Source organism: Pedobacter gandavensis, from assembly GCF_032678745.1.
Classification (GTDB): Bacteria; Bacteroidota; Bacteroidia; order Sphingobacteriales; family Sphingobacteriaceae; genus Pedobacter; species Pedobacter gandavensis_C.
The window spans coordinates 926,516-943,178 of the sequence record NZ_JAVTST010000001.1 but is presented as its reverse complement, the minus strand read 5'-3'; the positions used below and the strand labels follow the sequence as shown (position 1 = coordinate 943,178).

The following is a 16,663-nucleotide window of genomic DNA, read 5'->3' as shown; positions in this document are numbered from 1 at the left end:
TTTTGATCTCGATTTAATTGGGTTTAGAATCAACTTACGATATAATTTACAGGAAAAATAGATCAAGAGATGTCAAGAGAAAATACAAATAAGAACCGAACAGCAGGAATTAATTTAAAAGGTGTTTTTGTCTTCCTGGGCATTATAGCTGTAGTATTAACTTTTTATATTGCCTATATAAGTTCGCTTAGCGAAAGAAAACTCTTTTCTTTAAGTCTGGTTGCCCTTTTTGCCGGCTTGTTATTTGAAAGTTTTAGGATCACCGATAAATGGAAAAATGTGGTTTATAAATTTATTGGCGTTTACTGTTTGAGTTTTATTTCATTTTACCCGTATAGAGGAGAGTTGAATTATAACCTTGATAATCATATAGAGATGTGGCCCTATTCTTTCCTAGGAATCTTTTTATTCTTCTCTGTATTTTTTAATAAAGATAAAGTAACGGCAAAATTAACCGAAGGAATAACGCTACTCTTGTCCATTTCATTTTTATACTGGCTCTTTGATCTGAATGTTTTTAGTCATGAAAACCTATTTTCTTATGCGCTAATCCTTATTTCTGTTGGTTTTTGCGCCTTCTCATTGATTCTGGCTTTAACGGATTTAGAACTGACCAGAGTCAAGAGGTTATGGTTAAGTATCTGGAGTACGGTAGTTATCTTTAGTATCTCCATAGATAATGGTTACCAGGTTTTTAAAAATGGTGACCTGGAAAGTTCAAAATACATCTCAGACAATCTTTTGATTGGCATACAGTATTTTCTTTTAGGGGTTTCATCGATGTATATTATGCGGAATTTTCTGCTGCTAATGGCTTTTCTGCCCAGCAAGAATGGTAATTATAGAAGTGATTTAAGGGACAATATTAATGATCATATCAATAGATTTTCAGAAGAACAAGTAAGCATGATCAGTTCCCTGCTCTGTGTTTTATATGCTTGTACCTGCTTTTATGCTAATTATAAATATGATATTTTGCCAAGAAATACAATGATATGGCTGGTTATTTTTTCATTTCCATTATGGTTGGGGCTTTTTGAATTGTTGAAAAATAGAAGCAAAGCAGCGTTATTGCAAAAGGCAAAATAAGAATAGATACCGTTCTATCAAGCGTTAAAAGAGATACTATCCATATTAATCATGCGTTCGTATGATATCTTTTACTATCCAATCTCTGAAGGCTAAACCGCTGATTATATAAACCAGTGGTTTTTTTCATAACTTGTGATTTTATTTTTTGATGACGATATGGATGTTCCCGCTTTAATTAAAACTGTAGATTTTTTATACACTCCCTCAATAAATTTTGCGTTGCAGCAGAATCACGTGACGAGTATCAGGGAACTGACAATTAGCAATACTTCTGATCAGCCCTGGGAAGATCTAAAAGTAGAGATCAGCGCTGAGCCGGAATTTGCGAGCCTGTGGTCTGAACAAATAGGCAGACTGGAAGCCGGGGAGGTTTTTCAAATCAACTCCAGACAACTTGATATTTCCCCAAAGTTTCTGGCTGATCTGACAGAAAAGATGACTGGGAAGTTGATCCTTAGACTCTATGATAAGGAAAATAAGGTGTTTGAAGCATCTTATCCTATAGAACTTTTGGCCTTTGATCAATGGCCTGGCGCAGGAATGTTGCCCGAAATGTTGGCGGCTTTCATTATGCCCAATCATCCGGATATCCCTAAAATCATTAGACGTGCGGCTCAATTGTTGGAACAATGGACAGGTAGCCCTTCCTTTGATGAATACCAGAGTAAAAATCCGAACCGCGTTAGAAACCAGATGGCAGCGATTTATGAGGCCATTTCTGAGCTCCAAATTGTGTACTGCGCGGTGCCGGCAAGTTTTGAACAGCATGGACAACGAGTAAGATTATTAGACACTATATTTTCAAATAAACTGGCCAATTGCCTGGATTTAAGTCTGCTTTATGCGGCTTGTCTGGAATCTGTTGGAATCCATCCCTTCATCGTGGTGATTAAAGGGCATGCTTTTACCGGTGGTTGGCTGATTGATGAATCTTTTGCCGATGCAGTAAATGATGACCCTTCCTTGCTGACCAAAAGAACGGTAGCGGGGATTACTGAAATTGCATTGCTGGAGGCAACTTGTATGAACGCAGGTGCTGCTACCTCTTTCGATCAGGCGGTAGCTTCAGCAGATCAAAAGATGTTAAATACAGACGAATTTCTTTTCTTTATAGATGTAAAACGTGCCAGGTTTGGTGGTGTAAGGCCTTTGCCTTTACGAATTGCAACTTCATCCGGTTGGATAATTGAAGAAGATGCTCCAAAAGAACGCGTTAACCTTAGTCCGGAAGCAGTAGCTATTGGACAGAAATTGGTGGCTGTAGATCGGATTGATGTTTCTAAACAGCGGATGTGGGAGCGGAAGTTATTGGATCTCACCTTGCGCAATAGCTTGTTAAATGTGAGGATGACTAAGAGTGTCATTCAGTTTATTACCATAGATACTGGAAAATTAGAGGATGCCCTGGCTAACGGAGAAGAATTTCAGATTCTGGGGAAACCTACCGACTGGAACAATTCTGTGAGGGATTCAGGTGTTTATCAATCGATACATCATTCAGACCCTATAGCAGATCTTGTAGGGCATGAGCTTTCTCACAAACGACTAAGAACTTACCTGTCCGATTTGGATCTTGGTGCAAGCATGACCCATTTATATCGCTCGTCCAGAACTGCTATGGAGGAAAATGGCGCCAATACCCTGTTTATTGGACTTGGAATGTTGAAATGGTATGAGACCGATGCGAGTGAAAGGGCAAGATATGCACCGTTGCTTTTGCTACCTGTAGAGATCATCAGGAAATCTGCACAGAAAGGATATGTGATCCGAAGCAGAGAGGAAGAAACTATTGTAAATATCACGTTGTTGGAGATGATCAGACAGGATTTTGGGATCACTATCGGTGGATTGGAGACTTTGCCCAAAGATGAGAATGGAGTAGATGTAAAGGCTATTTTCAATGTTATCCGACAAGCGATTATGTCCAAATCGAGATGGGATGTTGAGGAGCAGGCCTTGCTGGGAACTTTTTCTTTCAGCAAGTTTATCCTTTGGAATGATATTCACAATAATGCAGATCAGCTTTGTCGAAATAAAGTAGTAGCAAGTTTGGTTTCCGGTAAACTGGAATGGCAACCTGAAGAGAATGCGACACTCGCAGAAATCTCAGATGGCTTATTACATCCAGCTACGGTGGCGCTTCCGATCAGTACGGATTCTTCCCAACTTCAGGCGATTATATCTTCCGCACAAGGTAAAAGTTTTGTGTTACATGGCCCTCCTGGGACAGGTAAGTCTCAGACAATTACCAATATTATTGCAAATGCGCTTTATGCTGGTAAAAAAGTGCTGTTTGTGGCTGCTAAAAAAGCGGCTTTGGAAGTGGTGGAAAAGCGATTGGAAGCGATCGGAATAGGGGCTTTCTGTTTGGAATTACATTCCAATAAATCCAAGAAAACGGCTGTAATTGAACAGTTAAAATCAGCAACTGAGATTGTTCGGACAAATGCTCCGGAGAATTTTGCCATGGAAGCTGATCGCCTCTTTGAATTACGTAATGAAATCAATGTTTACGTAGAATCTCTGCATAGAAAATATTCTTTTGGTTTCTCTTTATATGAACTTTTCAGCGCCTATTCTCAATTGGAGAAGAAGGAGCAGCGGGTGTTCTTCTCTACAGCGGATATTGAAGGGATTACGCCGCAACGTTTAAGTAAATGGAAAGATCTGGTAGAAGAAATTCAGGGCGTAGGTCATCTGATTAGACATCCGAAAGGTCATGCGCTGGAGCTGATTGAAATTTTGTCTTACTCTCCTGGAATGAAACAAGAGCTTAAGGATTTATTGAGTTATTACCTGGAAGAGATTAAAATACTGTCTGTTAAAAAAGATAATGCTGCTCATGTACTAATGCTTTTTCCTCAGGTAAAGACGGCGGCGCAGGAAGAGGTATTTGCAGGTCTTATAAATATTCTTTTGGAGCTTCCTGATTTTCCAGCTTCGCTTTTAGAAGCAGATGCCTTTGAGCAAACATGGGCTCAGGTGCTGGGTTTAATTGAACATGGCCTGAAAAGAGATCATGTGAGCGCAGAACTGCTGCGTGATTTTTCTAAAGATATACTGACTATTCCAGCTTCCAGACTATTGATAGATTGGAATATTGCTGCAGAGAAATGGTTTTTACCAAAGTGGCTAGCGCAAAACAAAATGCTGAAGCTTTTGAAAGTAAATTCGCTAACCGGCAAGTTAGATAAGGCAGAAGTGCCGAACTTATTCATCAAAGTGAATGAATACCAGCAGGAGCAGGCAGTTATCGATGCTGCTACTTATCTGGAAAAACTTTTAGGGCCACTATGGCGGAATGGTAATCCAGACTGGAGCCGTTTGGAGGAGATTTCTAAAGGGCTAATCCAGGCGAATAGACTAGCTGCTCAGCTGACAGGTTCAGCAGATCTTAAGCTTTGGCGGGATCAGTTGGCCAATGCGCTTACTGAAGGTAGTCAGGTGTTTTTCTCGATTCATAAAAAGGTGTTAAACGACTATGTGCTTCAATTAAGACAACTTAGAAGTACGGAAGATTTAGTTAAAGAGAGACTAGGGGTGGATCTGGTAATGCTCAAAGAATCAGTTCCTGTATGGAATAAATACATCACGCTAAAAGCAAATAGCTGGTTAGAGAATATTGATGATTTGAAGGATTGGTACAGTTGGTGTCTGGTACGCCAACAAGCCATTGTTGAAGGTTTGCAAGCCTTGATCGCTCCTTATGAAAATGGATCGATTCCAACCAGCGATTTGAGTACCCAATTTTATAACGGGTTTTACAAATCTGCAGCTGAGTATATCATTGAGCAAAATCCTGCTTTGGCTACATTTAACGGGGGACTATTTGAAGAAAAGATCAAACGCTTCCGATTGTTGAGTAAGGATTTTGAGGAGTTGACAAGGAAAGAGCTTTACGCCAGACTAGCAGCCAAGATCCCTTCCTTTACACAAGAAGCAGTACAGAGTTCTGAGATTGGCTTGTTACAGCGTGCAATTCGTAACAATGGAAGGGCGCAATCAATTCGGAAAATCTTTGACTCTATTCCGAACTTACTGCCTAGAATTAGCCCATGTATGTTGATGAGCCCGATTTCGGTAGCTCAATATTTTGATGCGGATAGCGTGAAGTTTGATCTGGTGATTTTTGATGAAGCTTCTCAGATGCCAACTTGTGAGGCGGTGGGCGCAATTGCGCGTGCAACGAATGTAATTGTGGTAGGTGATCCGAAACAGATGCCGCCAACAAATTTCTTTTCTACCAACAATGTAGATGAAGATAATATCGAAAAAGAAGACCTGGAAAGCATTTTAGATGATTGTTTGGCATTGTCAATGCCATCACAGCATTTATTATGGCATTACCGCAGTAAGCATGAAAGTCTGATTGCTTTTAGTAATGCAAAATATTATGAGAATAAGCTACTCACTTTCCCATCTACGGATGATATCATCAGTAAGGTACAGTTTGTGCCAATAAAGGGCTTCTATGACAAAGGGAAAAGCAGACAGAATGCTGCCGAAGCCAAGGCGATTGTAGATGAGGTGATTGCAAGGCTTTCTGATGATCAATTGAGTTCTAAAAGCATTGGAATTGTCACTTTCAGCTCTGTTCAGCAATCATTGATTGAAGATCTTTTAACAGATGTTTACAGACTCAGACCTGATTTGGAAAGGATTGCACTGGAATGTGAGGAGCCGATTTTTATCAAGAACCTGGAGAATGTTCAGGGGGATGAGCGTGATGTGATTCTCTTTTCCGTTGGCTATGGTCCGGATGAAAACAATAATGTGAGCTTGAATTTTGGCCCGATCAATAGAGAAGGTGGCTGGCGCCGACTTAATGTGGCGGTATCAAGAGCCAGATATGAAATGAAAGTGTTTTCGACGCTTACTTCGGATCGGATAGATCTTAACCGTACTTCTTCTGAAGGTGTTGCGGGTTTAAAGGCCTTCCTTGCTTATGCCGAAAAGGGTAAGATAGCCTTACCAATCAGAAGTAGGGTAAGTCATGAACAAGCATTTTCTTTTGAAGGTGTAATTGCCGCTGAAATTGCTAAACATGGTTTTACAGTGCATGCCGAGGTTGGATGCTCTGAATATAAGATCGACCTTGCAGTGGTGGACCCAGATCATCCAGAAGAATATATTTTGGCCATCTTAACTGATGGTAGGAATTATCATCAAGCAAATACTTCTAAGGATAGAGAAATTATTCAGGTGGAGGTTTTAGCTTCTTTGGGTTGGAATATCCATAAGATTTGGTCGGCCGAATGGTGGGAGAAGCCAGAAAAGGTTATCAATGGGATATTGGAGGCGATTAGACTGGCTCATGAGAAAAGGAAAAACAAGGCCGTCGAGCCTGTACAGACCAGTTCAATAATAAAGGAGTCTATTACAAGTGTTTTTGAGGATACCCTGCAGTCGGCGGATACTGATCGGGTGATGGCTAGGCCAATTCAGAGCTCTTCCGTTGCTACTGTTTATCAGGTTGCTGAGCTGAAGGTAAACGGTAATGCTCCCGATGAATTCTTATCAGACGGGAATAGAGAAAAAATCAAGGCACAGATTTTAACAGTACTTGAAGTCGAATCTCCTATTAGCAAGAATTTGCTTGGGAAACGGGTCACAAGTTCATGGGGAATCGGCAGAATGACTACGAGATTGACCCATCATCTTCAGACACTATTTGATGAACTAGAATTGGTTTCTTCATCAGATTTATTGAAAGAAGTTTTTTGGAAAAAGGAACACCATCCGGAAGGTTATACTGCCTATAGAACTGCTGGTACTGACCTTCAGAAGCGCGATGCGGAAGATCTTCCAGTTATTGAAGTTGCCAACGGAATTCAGGACATTTTAAGAAACCAAATCAGCCTTCCTGAATCAGAATTGATTAGGGAAGGGGCAAGGTTGTTCGGTTATGCCAGAGTTGGGACGAATGTAGAGGTGGTGATGCAGTTAGGATTAAAGAAAGCGATTGAAAAGGGCTTTGCTTATAAAGAGGTAGATCGGATTGTTTTGAAGGAAAAGTCATAACAAGAATAATCTTTATAGGAAACCAGAGAAATCTCAAAAGATAATTGACAACATTCTGAACAATTTTTATGGAATAGGCGATAATGGATTAGCGCTTTGCGGGCTGGATGATGCCGGCGAATTGTCGTCCTGGTATATATTCACGGCCAGTTTTTATCAGCAAGCTAATACAAGAAGGTGGTAAGATGGGGTATTTAGCTTTTGCTATTCCTTTCTTACCACCTTTTTTCGTTAGAAATATCCAATTCAATCAGAAAAACGACCAAACCAGGCGAATTTTCTTCTAAGGGCTGAATACTTTACGGAAAACCGTAAGAAAGAAATCTTTACTGTAAGTAGATTAGAGCAATTAAAATATTTGATTTCTTAAATAATGAAACAATATTGTTTTACATTCAGCAAAAATGAAATTTTCTGGCCCATTAGCTCCATTTCATGTAGGGAAATTCGTGCCTGCGAATTTTAGATTAATGGAATCAATTAAACCAATAAACTATGAGCGAAACTAATAACTTCATCCTGAAGAAGGTCGAAAAATTCCTTCAGCCGGATTATACATTTTTCATTCCATCCTATCAGCGTGGTTATCGATGGGATAAACAGCAGGTTCAGGAGCTTCTGGATGACATCGAGGAAGCGATGCTTGCTGGGAAAAAGGAATACTGTCTTCAACCTGTAGTCCTGAAAACCCTGGAAAAGGACAAAAGATTCGAAGTGATCGATGGACAGCAACGATTGACCACTATTTATCTGTTGTTCTTGAATCTGATGCCAGATGCGGCCAGCTTATTCAAACTAGAGTATGAAACACGGGAAAACTGCCTTGATTTCTTTACTCAATTGAAAGAAAAGAACTACAACTACGATAACCCGGATTTTGCACATATTAGTACTGCTTATGATGAAATTGATAAATGGGTGATTTCAAAGCATCTTGGAGGAGCACATTTGACCAATAAATTCACCATTGCATTGGCAGAGTTACTAGAGGTGATCTGGTATGAATTGCCGAAAAAGGAGTATGATGACCATAAAGACTCGGTGAAGATCTTCACCAGACTCAATGTTGGAAAAATACCTTTGACCAGTGCAGAGCTGATCAAAGCCTTATTTCTGAGCAGCGATAACCTCAACGTATCTACTGATAAAGAAAGTATTCAATATCCGAAAGACAGAGAGTCCAGGCAGATTGAGCTGGCTTCGGACTGGACACAGATGGAGTATGCCTTTCAGGATGAGGCATTCTGGAATTTTATCAATAAAGGCGCAAATGAAGCATCTACAAGAATTGATTTCATCTTTGAATTGGTGGCCCGGGATCATGAAGCCAAATTAGAGGGGGAGAATGACGTTTTTAGATTTTTTTACAAGCGCTTTGAGCAGGCTAAAGCTCAAGGAAATGTCAATGGAATGTTGCTGCAGAAGGACTGGGAGGAGTTGAAGAGCTGTTTTATGACCCTGAAAGAATGGCATAAAAAAACAGAACACTACCACCGCATTGGTTACTTAATTTGGGCAGGTGTTGATATTTTGACCATCTACAGGCTTTCCAGAACATCCACTAAGAGTGAATTCATTGAAATGCTTAATCGTCAGATCAAAAAGACATTGGGAAATATTGATATAAAGAAGCTTTCTTACCAAGAGCCACAAGCAGTTACTAAAGTGATGGTATTGTTTAACGCTATGATTGCGGATCAAAGCCAGGATAAATCACTTCGTTTCCCATTTGAATTGCTAAAACTTAAGGACAATCATTGGAGTTTGGAACACATTCATGCGCAAAATTCAGTGGATATTAAACAGAAGGACTATGTGGAATGGATGAATGACCATAAATCTGTACTGGAGAAATTAAAAGAAGATGATGATACTAAAGACTTAATACTTAGGATCGCGGGATTTGATGCTCTAGCGAAAAGTAAGGACAATGGTTCGGATCTGAGTAGTCAATTTGAACAGTTAAGTGAGAAAATCATTAAGTTTTTATCAAAGCCGGATCAACAGGGAGATTTGAGTAATGAAGATTATAAGCGATTTACGGATAAAGATCATATCAGCAATATGGCTTTGCTTGATGGAAAGAGTAATTCTTCTTTGGGGAATCGTGCCTTTGCTGTGAAGCGGGAACGTATCCTAAGTAAAGAAAGGGAGGGGACGTTTATCCCTCAGGCAACCAAAAATGTATTTCTTAAGTACTATAGCAATTATCCAGACCATCTGATTTATTGGACTATTAAGGATCGCCAGACTTATCTAAGTAGAATTGTAGAACTGATCAACCCATTTATCAAAAACTAGTACACATGGCAATAAGCAAAACTTATACCCTTTGGGATTTATTGACCAACGCGGTAGATATATTTGAAGAAAAAATACCTTTAGGCGTCGAGATTCCGATGATTCAACGTGATTATGCCCAAGGACGAGAGGAGATAAAGCCCAGGCAAATTCGTAAAAAATTTCTGCGTGATATCCATGCTCATTTATTGGCCTTTCAAAATGGCGATGTAATAGCCGAGCCTTTGGAGTTGGATTTTGTATATGGCTATTGTTCTGCCGGTCGGTTTCTTCCCCTTGATGGACAACAACGTCTAACCACACTTTATCTGATTCACTGGTTTATTTACTTCAAGGATAACGCGCTTTTGGATCAACTGGGGGTCTTTAATAAACTCTCTTATAAATCCAGAGTTTCCTCACGCGAGTTTTTTGAAAAACTTAGCCTAAAGGAAAACGTTCAAAAGCTTTATGAAGAAGTGGCTAAAAAGGGGGGAGCGTCATATGAATTGACGAAGCTGATCAAAGATCAGAGTTGGTTTCATATTGCCTGGTTAAACGACCCTACCATTCAGTCGGTTATGGTAATGTTGGATGAGATTGGTGTTATTTTTAATGACATCAATACGAATACACTGCATGAAAAACGCCCATTGGCCTTTTATCTGATGAATATTGCGGATAATGGTTTAGGAGATAGCCTCTACATTAAAATGAATGCGCGGGGAAAAGGGCTCACAGATTTTGAGAATTTGAAAGCGCTTCTTGAAGGGAAGATTTATTCAGTAGATCTGGGACTTCATGAGGAATTTGCACAGTGCATTGATAAGGGTTGGTTGGATAAGGTATGGCAGTTCGGGAATCATATTGGGAAAACCGAGGAAAGAAGTAAGGCTGCAGGCGATTATCTTTGGAGATTGATAGAGTCTGTCACCGAAATGTTGTTCTATAAAGACAATTCAAAAGGAGAGCAGTTTGTTTTTAAGAACGAAGAGACGTTACTTAAGGTGTATAATGATCGGGATAATATTCAGTTTTTAGTAGATGCCTTGAAGCATATATGTTCTTTAGATTTACGGAGCTATGATGGTTACTTCGGACAAATCTATTCAGAACAAATTCAAGAAGACCGTCTAAGACATAGAGGAAAGTCGAATGTGATTGCAGAGGTATTAAAGAAGGAAAATATTGATGCTTCGGACAAATTGTTGTTTTTCGCCTGGCTGATTTATGTCAACAATACTGGCCAGACTGAAGTGTCCCGGAATATGAGGGATTACCTGCGCATTTGTCGAAATTACATCAATAGCATTAATCAAAAGACACGCAAAACGTATAACCTGACTACTGATGTCAGGTTGGAAAACTTTTATGATATTCTAGGGGTATTCAATGCGGTATTTAACGCATCGGATGTATATGGGGCTTTAACTGACTCAGCAGTAGCTGATAAGAAAGGTATTCAGTACGAGCTTAGAAAAGTAGCATGTTTTGCAATTGATTCCAGAATGAAACCGCTAATTCAGAAATTGGAAGATAATCATGTATTCCGTGGTTTGCTTTTTAACCTGGAGCTGGATCGCTACGAGGCAGATGAATTGTATTTGATTGTGGAGGATTTTCTGGCAATTCTGGATTTGGAGGATCATACAGAAATCATTCGCTTATTCATTACATTAGGCTATAAGGGTGCCGTGATCGCACATAATACAAATATTGGAGATATGATGTTATGGGGTGGCAAGGGAAAATGGCACCGTGTAATGGCTTCACCGGATGGAGAGATTAAACCAATATTGGTTCAGCTTTTTGAGCTGATGCTGCAACGGGACAGATCAGTTTCGATAGCTGATTTTGTAACAAATACCTGGAAAAATGCCCATTTGGAAATGGATCAGAGCAGGTTAAACTGGTATTTGCTGGAATATCCAAAAATGCTGACTAAAGCACTCTATACCATCAATACCTGGCAGGAAAAAAAGGATTGGGAAGTGCCTCCAGTAGAGCTTTTTGATGTTAGTGGGCTTACAGGTTATCATTGTAATCCTTTTGTGCTTGTTTTGCGGGATTTACCCGAAGTTAATAAAGTGATTAAATATGGGGATTCCTACGCCCAGCATTCCGACTACGCCAGATTACGGCTAAAGAATGGACTTTCCTTATCACAGGCGAACCATTCCTGGGTGTTACATTGGGCTAATGGTAGAGTTGGTTTAGAGGAGTTGATCTTAAAGTATGATCTTGAAGAGCTTCCTAATCAGGAATTCCGTTTTAGATGTGCCAATTTAATTGAAGACGTTATTGGATTTGTACAAGCCTGTAACGAACTCACACACAAGAAGGCTATTCAAGTAGAGCTGATGGAGAAATAAGTATTTTCATAGTATTTATAGCCTGCTTTTAAATTTTCTCTGTATATACAGCTTAAATCTAAAGGCAGGCTTTTTTGATTATTGTCGGTATTTTTTCCGATTTTAGTATAAAAAAACTATGCGCCCCTCGAAGCTTGCTGTTTATCGTCGGAAAAAAGGATTGACTCAGGAAAAACTTGCAGAACTATCGGGTCTGAGTACCCGTACCATTCAACGCATAGAGAAAGGAACCGTGGTTCCGCAACTTGAAACCTTGAAAGTACTGGCGGGCTGCCTGGAAATTGATCCAGAGTTGTTAATGGATGAAGCGAAAGGGAATATACCTTCGATTGCCCCATTGTTTCATTTGGCCGCCTTAATCGGTTTGGCACTTCCAATTTTAAATATCATACTTCCTTTTTTGTTGTGGTTGGCATTAAGGAACCAGCATCAGGAATATGAGAAGCAGGGAAAACAAGTCTTGAATTTCCAACTCAGTATGAGTATGTTGCTATTCCCTGCCATTGCCGTGATGGTTTGGTACTTTCCGATAGGCTTTCCGTTAATGGCGATCATCTATGTATTTATGGTCAGCATGACTTTGCTCAATCTATATAGATCAGTCAAAATGATCCCGGTCAAATACCCATGGTCTTATGAGTTTTTCTAATTTTAGGATGAGGTCATGATTTAATCTTTAAATATCGTATTCAATTTTTCCATAAGCTGAGTACCTCTTAAGCCTCTTGCAATGATTACACCGTTCGGATCCAGTAGGAAATTATCTGGAATTCCACGGATAGACAGGCTTTTCGCGAATGCATTATTCATGCCTTCCAGATCAGAAACATTGGTCCAGTGTAATTGATCCTCTTGGATGGCTTTCAGCCACTCTGCTTTGGATCTGTCCATCGATACACCCAGAATCTCAAAACCTTTTGTTGCAAATTTCTTATAAGCGGCTATTAAATATGGATTTTCTTCTCTGCAAGGACCGCACCAGCTTGCCCATAAATCTATGAATACATATTTACCCTTGAAGCTGGATAGTTTTACAGGTTTAGAATGAATATCTGCTTGTTCAAAATCAGGCATTATTCCTCCGATGACTGCAGTTTGGGTGACGAAGATCCGCTTCGCGCTTGCTTTCCCCAAATAAGTGTTTTTGATGGCTTGAGAGAGTTTATTCATTAATTCCTCGGCGGCGGCATAATCCGGTTTCTCTTGTGACAAATTCAAACTAATCAGATATAAGGAGTAATAATTATCTGGATTGCTCCTGATAAATGCCTGCTTTAAGCTATCTATGATTTTAGCACGGATGGTCCCATTTGCTGATGTACCTGCATTTTTCTCCCATCTGCCAATTGCGTTTTTATAATTATTAATATAGTCCCTTTCAGAGATTTCCATGTTGGAATTTTGAAGCAGGAATTTCTTAGGGTTGGCGACAATCCCTTTTGTCCCCATCACCTGCCATCCGGTTTTCCCTTCAAGGAACATTGTTTTTCCGGGTTCTATCCAAAAGCTATAAATGCTGCTGTTACCAATCAACTGGGGACTAATCGTATTTTTAATTTCCATCTTAAATTCAGTTGGTTCCGTAATTTTACCGCGATATTCAAATTTACGATCTCCATCTAAGCTGATGGTGTCGTTAATTGTGGTACCATTATTACGATAATTCAGGAAGTAGGTAGCATGAGGAACGGTATCAATCACTCCTTTGAGTATAAACTCATTTTTGGACTGAGCCTTTGTGTCGGATTTAACGTGGAGAAGTAATACTGCGGTCAGTATTATCAGGAGAGTTTTTCTTTTCATACAGGGCGTTAATTTGGAATGGAATGACTAAATATAATCTGGTCTATTTTTTCTAAACTTAATTTAGTTATTTTTAGGAAAGAAAAAAATGATTTCATGAAAAATCATCCTATAATTAAACCAACAGTCTTTACAAACCAAACTAGCTATGAATTATAAACAAATTTCTTTTCCACTTTTAGTTCTTGCTTCCAGTTTTACTGCGGCTTATGCTCAGGAATCAGGAAAAGATTCCGCTGTGGCCCGGGCATTGCGTAACAAAATTGAAACTGGACAAGCTGAGATTTCCAACTACAATACTGCCTGTTATTTTGCGCTGGCAGCTGATCCTAATTTAGCCTTTGCCTATCTTAAAAAAGCGGTTTACGACGATAAGTTTTCGAATCTGAAAGGTATAGAAAAGGATACTGATTTTAGTTCCTTACATGGGGATCCACGCTGGAAGGAGCTGATTAAGGTAGTTGCACAGAATGGAGCGAAGAAAAATGCTTCTTTTGTTAATGATGCCAATTTTTGGGAGAGTAAAGCATTGAAAACGCCTTATCAGCAGAACATCTCGGAGGATGAAAAGATAGCTGGACTGTCTAAGTTTTGGTCGGAAGCTAAATACAATTTCGTCAACTTTGATTTAATTCCTGAATTGGATTTTGATGCACTTTATTATGCTTACCTGCCAAAGGTCAAGCAGAGTAAGTCTACTGCCGAGTACTATAAGCTGATGATGGAGTTTTGTGCCCATCTAAAGGATGGACATACGAATGTAATGGTGCCGAAAGAATTAGTGAATGACTTCTATGGAAAACCCTTAATCCGTACCAGATTAGTGGAGGATAAGGTGTTGATATTGGGTGTTTTTGATGCTGATCTGGAAAAGAAAGGGATTAAAGTAGGGCAGGAGGTGGTGATGGTGAATGGCTTGCCTGTTAAGGAGTATGCTGCAAAATATGTGACCCCATATGAAAGTGCCTCAACCCCTCAGGATATCGAAATCCGTGCCTATGATTATGCTTTACTTGCTGGATCTGTAAATGAGCCAATAGCCCTGCAATTGCGTGATGAAAAGGGTAAGACCAGCAACCATATTGTTTTACGGGTAAAGCCGATGGATCGGCCAAAGACGATGAGTACGCCTCCTTTTGAGTATAAATTACTAAAGGGCAATATCGCTCTGGTGTCTTTGAATAGTTTTGGAACTGACTCCGCTGCAAAAGCTTTTGCGATCAACTATCCGGAAATTTCTAAAGCTGATGCCATTATCTTTGATGTTAGAGCCAATGGAGGTGGCGACTCTTCCGTAGGCTGGGAGATTCTTGGTTATTTGGTGGATAAGCCTGCAGCGATTCATTCCTGGTACACCAGATACTATAGGCCGAGTTATAGAGCATGGGAAGCTCATCAAGCGGTTTTTAGCGGTAGAAGTTCTTTAAAACCTAATGGAAAAAACTTATACACTAAACCTGTGATCGTATTGACTGGAGCCAGGAGTTATTCGGCAGCGGAGGACTTTGCAGCGGCATTCAAATCTTTAAACCGGGGACTGATCATTGGAAAGGCAACGGGCGGGAGTTCCGGACAACCGCTTACGATTAGCATGCCAGGAAATGGAAATGCACGTTTTTGCACTAAAAGGGATATGTTGGCCAATGGAGAAGATTTTGTTGGCAAAGGAGTTCAGCCAGATCAATTGGTGGCGCCAACCGTTGCGGATACGAGAAAGGGGATTGATACAGAGTTAGCAGCTGCAATTAAGGCCTTGAAAAAGTAGTTTTTGAAGTAGTCTAATCTTGATTCGCTTTTAAGGTTAGACTGCTTCAATAGACTTATATCAAATACCAGCTTTGTAGGGAATAATAAAGAGGATTATTAGGTAATATTTAAGAATTTTTCCTTGTGATGATTGGTATTTGAAAAAACATTAGTATATATGTGTGTACAAAGTTATTTATGCGCCGGAACTGTTGTAGTCAAAGTGCAGTAACATTGGGGGGTAGCTCAGTAAAACACACACATTATGATAGATTTTTTTCAAGCAATTTACGACTGGATGATTGGTTTCTTTGGGGTTGGAAACTTCATTAAAATCATTAATTCCGGTGATTACAGCACTTTTTTAACCTATGATGGTTTTACCTCGATTCTTGGGCCACTATTTCCCATTGTTTTAGTCATAGAGGTATTGGTGGCATTGGTGATGAGAAAGTTCAACGCCATCGACTATAAGGTCTCCTTTTTCTCCTATGTGCTAAACGCTTTTATCGGGCGGTACATCTCCATCGCGGCCATTGTATTTTGTATCGGCCTTTTTGAGCCATATGCGATCTTTAAAACCTCTTTTACCTGGTACTGGTTTATTTATGGGTACATCGTATGGGAGTTTGCGCATTTCATTTACCATTACCTCGGACATAAGGTTCGGTTGTTCTGGTGTCTGCATTCTACGCATCATGCTCCACAAGCAATGAATCTTTCTGTATCCTATGCCCACTTTTTTCTGGAAGGCCCATATGCTGATGTGATTAGAACCACCGTATGTATCTTACTAGGGGTGAATCCACCGATGCTGTTTGTGATCATGTTTATTGATGGGTTCTATGGTGGTTTTATCCATATCGGGGAACACTTGATGAAAGAAGGTAAATTCGGGTTTTTGTCTAAATATATCCTGACACCAATGCACCACAGGGTACATCATGCCAAGAATCCATTATATATGGACACTAACTTTTGTAACCTATTGAATATATGGGATCGTGTTTTTGGTACTTATCAGCCCGCAGTAGACAATTTACCTATTGAATACGGCATTACCAGAGAGATGAAACCCAATAGCTTTCTGGATAGCTATTTTGGCGAATTCGCTTGTCTGCTAAAAGATGTATATGCGGCACCAGGCCTGAAAAACAAATTCCTGTACATTTTTATGCCGCCAGGATGGAGCCATACCGGTGACCATAAGACGGCAACCATTACAAAAAATGAGTTTCTGGAACTTCAACGTCAAGGTTTGGAGCAGGAGTTAGCGCCAGCGTTTAATACGACTGCTAAACAAAACGTAGTGCAGGATTAAAAATGATTCTTCGTTTCGTACGCCAATT

General features: G+C 39.8%; 8 protein-coding genes and 1 pseudogene. 8 read left to right on the top strand and 1 reads right to left on the bottom strand.

Going from position 1 to position 16,663, the window contains the following annotated elements; all coding sequences use genetic code 11:
- Nucleotides 1-69: 69 nt before the first annotated feature.
- The 6 genes and pseudogenes from R2S10_RS03655 (at nt 70) to R2S10_RS03630 (ending at nt 12,414) form a co-directional block, all read left to right on the top strand.
- Nucleotides 70-1,089 carry a hypothetical protein gene (locus R2S10_RS03655; protein WP_316839084.1) on the top strand — a complete coding sequence of 340 codons (1,020 nt, stop codon included), beginning with the start codon at nt 70-72 and terminating at the stop codon, nt 1,087-1,089.
- A 222-nt stretch (nt 1,090-1,311) separates the two neighbouring features.
- Nucleotides 1,312-7,113: a DUF3320 domain-containing protein gene (locus R2S10_RS03650; protein WP_316839083.1), complete on the top strand. Its 5,802-nt coding sequence runs from the start codon at nt 1,312-1,314 to the stop codon at nt 7,111-7,113.
- A 22-nt stretch (nt 7,114-7,135) separates the two neighbouring features.
- Nucleotides 7,136-7,297, top strand: a pseudogene (locus tag R2S10_RS03645) (glycoside hydrolase domain-containing protein); the annotation flags it as partial.
- A 311-nt stretch (nt 7,298-7,608) separates the two neighbouring features.
- On the top strand, nt 7,609-9,414 hold the full coding sequence (locus R2S10_RS03640; protein ID WP_316839082.1) for a DUF262 domain-containing protein: 1,806 nt from the start codon (nt 7,609-7,611) through the stop codon (nt 9,412-9,414).
- Between the two features lie 5 nt (nt 9,415-9,419).
- Entirely contained in the window at nt 9,420-11,765 is a 2,346-nt protein-coding gene (locus R2S10_RS03635) for a DUF262 domain-containing protein (RefSeq protein ID WP_316839081.1), read from the top strand.
- Nucleotides 11,766-11,883: 118 nt separating this feature from the next.
- Nucleotides 11,884-12,414, top strand: a complete 531-nt coding sequence (locus R2S10_RS03630; protein WP_316839080.1) for a helix-turn-helix domain-containing protein — start codon at nt 11,884-11,886, stop codon at nt 12,412-12,414.
- A 20-nt stretch (nt 12,415-12,434) separates the two neighbouring features.
- On the opposite strand, the gene R2S10_RS03625 is transcribed toward R2S10_RS03630, so the two are convergent.
- Complete coding sequence (locus R2S10_RS03625; RefSeq protein ID WP_316839079.1) at nt 12,435-13,568, bottom strand: TlpA disulfide reductase family protein; 1,134 nt, start codon at nt 13,566-13,568, stop codon at nt 12,435-12,437.
- A gap of 148 nt (nt 13,569-13,716) precedes the next feature.
- Here R2S10_RS03625 and R2S10_RS03620 point away from each other — a divergent pair, with 148 nt between their 5' ends.
- Nucleotides 13,717-15,333, top strand: coding sequence for a S41 family peptidase (locus tag R2S10_RS03620; protein ID WP_316839078.1), 1,617 nt, complete (start codon nt 13,717-13,719; stop codon nt 15,331-15,333).
- Between the two features lie 246 nt (nt 15,334-15,579).
- Entirely contained in the window at nt 15,580-16,635 is a 1,056-nt protein-coding gene (locus R2S10_RS03615) for a sterol desaturase family protein (protein ID WP_316839077.1), read from the top strand.
- The last annotated feature ends 28 nt before the right edge of the window (nt 16,636-16,663 follow it).

What these genes read in the sequence shown, in the direction of transcription:
- R2S10_RS03620 (WP_316839078.1), top strand. Translation starts at nt 13,717, where the DNA reads ATGAATTATAAACAAATTTCTTTTCCACTTTTAGTTCTTGCTTCCAGT.
- R2S10_RS03640 (WP_316839082.1), top strand. Translation starts at nt 7,609, where the DNA reads ATGAGCGAAACTAATAACTTCATCCTGAAGAAGGTCGAAAAATTCCTT.
- R2S10_RS03655 (WP_316839084.1), top strand. Translation starts at nt 70, where the DNA reads ATGTCAAGAGAAAATACAAATAAGAACCGAACAGCAGGAATTAATTTA.
- R2S10_RS03630 (WP_316839080.1), top strand. Translation starts at nt 11,884, where the DNA reads ATGCGCCCCTCGAAGCTTGCTGTTTATCGTCGGAAAAAAGGATTGACT.
- R2S10_RS03635 (WP_316839081.1), top strand. Translation starts at nt 9,420, where the DNA reads ATGGCAATAAGCAAAACTTATACCCTTTGGGATTTATTGACCAACGCG.
- R2S10_RS03615 (WP_316839077.1), top strand. Translation starts at nt 15,580, where the DNA reads ATGATAGATTTTTTTCAAGCAATTTACGACTGGATGATTGGTTTCTTT.
- R2S10_RS03625 (WP_316839079.1), bottom strand. Translation starts at nt 13,568, where the DNA reads ATGAAAAGAAAAACTCTCCTGATAATACTGACCGCAGTATTACTTCTC.